Source organism: Elstera litoralis (assembly GCF_000963705.1).
GTDB classification, from domain to species: Bacteria; Pseudomonadota; Alphaproteobacteria; order Elsterales; family Elsteraceae; genus Elstera; species Elstera litoralis.
In genome coordinates, this window is sequence record NZ_LAJY01000270.1 from 1 (window position 1) to 3,424 (window position 3,424).

Annotated in this window: 2 protein-coding genes; one reads left to right on the top strand and one right to left on the bottom strand. The window is 63.8% G+C overall.

What is annotated here, in order from left to right; all coding sequences use genetic code 11:
- Positions 1-2,310, bottom strand: a 2,310-nt coding sequence (locus tag VZ95_RS11050) for an Rne/Rng family ribonuclease (protein WP_045775889.1), incomplete at its 3' end; no start/stop codon positions are given.
- A 658-nt stretch (positions 2,311-2,968) separates the two neighbouring features.
- Between VZ95_RS11050 and VZ95_RS11055 the strand changes: the two genes are divergently transcribed.
- Positions 2,969-3,352 carry an AMIN domain-containing protein gene (locus VZ95_RS11055; RefSeq protein ID WP_232302618.1) on the top strand — a complete coding sequence of 128 codons (384 nt, stop codon included), beginning with the start codon at positions 2,969-2,971 and terminating at the stop codon, positions 3,350-3,352.
- Positions 3,353-3,424 lie beyond the last annotated feature (72 nt).

The window sequence follows — 3,424 nt, forward strand, 5'->3', positions numbered from 1 at the left end:
CACGGGCGCGGCTTCGGCCTCAACGGCTTTCTTCCGGGCCGGGGCGCGCTTGCGCTTCGGCGGCTCCGTAACCGAGGCAGCGGCGGCGGGAGCGTCCCCATCCGGCGTGACTTCGGTAATCGGGGCTTCAGCAATCGGGATCACGACGACGGGGGCCGCTGCGGGCACAAACTCGGCCTGATCGGGTGCATCCGGAACCTCGTGGCCATCGGCGGCGGTCTCCTCTAACGGAGCCCCTTCGCCGCGCCGAGACCGGCGACGGCCACCGCGTTTGCCGCGACGGCGGCGCGGACCATCTTCCCCATCGCCGGTTCCGGCATCGGGGGTGATAGCTGCGTCAGCCTCGGCGTCGCTGGCGGCGATATCGGTCTCATCGACCTCGCCGTCGCCATCGTCACCCTCCTCGGCCTGATCGCCATCTGCCGAGGCGAATTCGGACGAACCCTCTTTCGGGCCACCCTCGGGCCGCCGACGACGCCGACGGCGGCGACGCCGACGGCTATTGTCGTCACCCAGCTTATCGCTGCCGTCGAGTTCCTGACCGTCGTCGCCGTCCGCCTCATCCTCATGGGCGAGGGCGGCCCGGTCTTCGGCGGTCAGTTCTTCATCTTCGGAGGCGAGGTCTTCAGCGTCGGGCTCGAAGGTGACCGGGGCCACGGCGGCGAGCGCCGCAAGCTCGGCAATCTGCTCCGGCGTTTTGGCTTCGAGACGATCCAGGCGATGATCCGGCGGCGTCAGCGTATCGTCGCGGCCGATTTGAACGCGGAAACGGTAGCGCTCTTCGATATGGCCGAGGGCGTCGCGCTTCTGATTGAGCAGATAGAGCGCAATCGTGGTCGGCACATACACGAGGATTTCCGCCGAACGGTTGCGAATGCCTTCTTCCTCAATCGCGCGCAACACGGTGAGCGCGGTCGATTCGGTGGAGCGGATAACCCCCGTGCCTTGGCAGTGCGGGCATTTTTCGGTATGGGCTTCCAGCACCGAGGGGCGCAGGCGTTGACGCGAGAGTTCCAGCAGGCCGAAAGCCGAAATCCGCCCGATTTGGATGCGCGCCCGGTCGGCCTTCATGGCCTCCTTCATCTTGCGCTCGACCGCCTGATTATTGCGGCCCTCTTCCATATCGATGAAATCGACGACGATCAGCCCGGCCAAATCGCGCAAGCGCACTTGCCGCGCGATTTCTTCCGCCGCTTCCATATTGGTTTTATAGGCGGTTTCTTCGATATGCCGTTCGCGCGTCGCCCGGCCCGAGTTCACGTCGATGGCAACCAGCGCTTCGGTCGGGTTGATGACGATGTAGCCGCCGGAGCGCAGTTGCACGACCGGCGAATGGATTTGATCGAGCTGGGTTTCCACCTGATAGCGATGCATCAGCGGAATCGTCGGGTCGGTGTAGGGCACGATGCGCCGGGCGTGGCTCGGCATCAGCATGCGCATGAAGCTTTTGGCGTTCTGATAGCCTTCTTCGCCTTCCACCAGCACCTGTTCGATATCGCTCGAATAAAGGTCGCGGATGGCGCGCTTAATCAGGCTGCCTTCCTCGTGGATGAGGGCAGGGGCCGAGGATTCCAGCGTACTTTCGCGAATCTCGTCCCACAGGCGCAGCAGATATTCATAGTCGCGGCGTATATCAATGCGCGAGCGCTCCATTCCCGCCGTGCGGACGATGACCGCCATGCCTTCGGGAATATTGAACTCGTCCAGCATGCCTTTCAGGCGCTTGCGGTCCGGCCCATTGGTGATCTTACGGCTGACGCCGCCGCCGCGCGGGTTATTCGGCATGAGCACGCAGTAGCGCCCGGCCAGCGACAGATAGGTGGTGAGGGCCGCGCCCTTATTGCCGCGTTCTTCCTTCACCACCTGCACCAGCATAATCTGGCGGCGGGTGATAACGTCCTGAATCTTATAATTGCGCAGATTGCGGGCGCGGCGCGGCGATACATCGTCGAACTCGTCGCCGCCGACTTCTTCCACCGCTTCACCGTCTTCGCCGTCTTCCTGTTGGCGGGCCTCGGCGGCTTCGCGCGCGGCTTCGGCAATCAGGGCTTCGCGGTCGGCAATCGGAATCCGGTAATAATCCGGGTGGATTTCCGAGAAGGCAAGAAAGCCGTGACGGCCGCCGCCATATTCAACGAAAGCCGCTTGCAGTGACGGCTCTACCCGCGTGACTTTCGCTAAGTAGATATTGCCTTTAAGCTGCTTTTTCGTGGATGTCTCGACGTCGAATTCTTCGAGACGCTGACCGTCCAACACGACGACGCGGGTTTCTTCCGCGTGGGTCGCGTCGATCAACATACGCTTGACCATAGGGTATAAACTCCAACAAACCCGCAGCGGCCAGCAACGCCAAACGACCGCGCAAAGCGGTTGAGCGGGGCGGTACGGTCAACACTTGGGTTTGGAATAGGGACGGAGCGGTAAAACGATCTAGGATCCCCACCCGAACGGAAGCCAAGGCGGCACAAGCCCCCTTGGGCGTCGGGTTTAAGCTGCGATGACCGCACGCGTTGGACACTAGACTGACGGCTCCTGGGTTAGACGCAAGACCATCTCGCGAAACCTGTTGGGGCGCGTGCCGGGGGGCAGAACCTACCCGCCCGTTCTGGATGGAGCTAAACCCCCTCTAACGGGAATGGATCTTCCGTCGGAGCAGGGCCGATCCAGCCAACGCGGGCCGATAAGCCAACAACCGGAAAAAGATACGGGCTGACCTTGAAGTCGCCGCCGATCCCGGACATGCGACTACACAATAGGGATAAGTGTGCAGCACGACAATCATATTCCTTAAGGGCAGGCGAGAATTCACAGCGCGTCATACGCACCATTGCGGGGACAAGTCGGCCCTGCCCGGCGAAGGCGGGTTGCACCGGCTCGGGCGCGCAGGCATGCTGCGGCCATGATCGCATTCAGGACTGACCTTACGGGATTCTTTCGGGCTCCGCGCCGTTTCGGCTGGGCTTTGCTCGTGCTGCTCGGTTTCTTGGCGGCGCTGCCGCATCCGGCCTGGGCCGAGGCGGTGGCGAGCGGCTGGCGCGTCGGCGTGCGCGACGGCGGCATTACGCGCTTCGTTCTCGATGTGTCGGAGCCGGTGGCGGTGCGCGTGCAGCCGCGCGGGCCGGAGCGGGTGTTCATCGATTTGACCGGCGTTACCCTGCGCTTGGAGGATAAACCGCCGCGCGGCGGCCTCATTCAGCGGGCGGTGACGGTGCTGGACGCAGCGGGCGCCGCGGGATCGAGCTCGTGCTCAGTCGCTCGGCACAAATCCAGGCCGCCAGCCTGTTTCCGCCGGAAGGGCCGCAGCGTTACCGGTTGGTGGTCGATCTGGTGCCGGGCACGCCTGCGCCGGTAATGCAAACCGCGCCGCAAGCAAGCGCCGCGCCGAGCTTGGCCTATCAGCCCGCTTATGCCGGTGCCGAGCGCG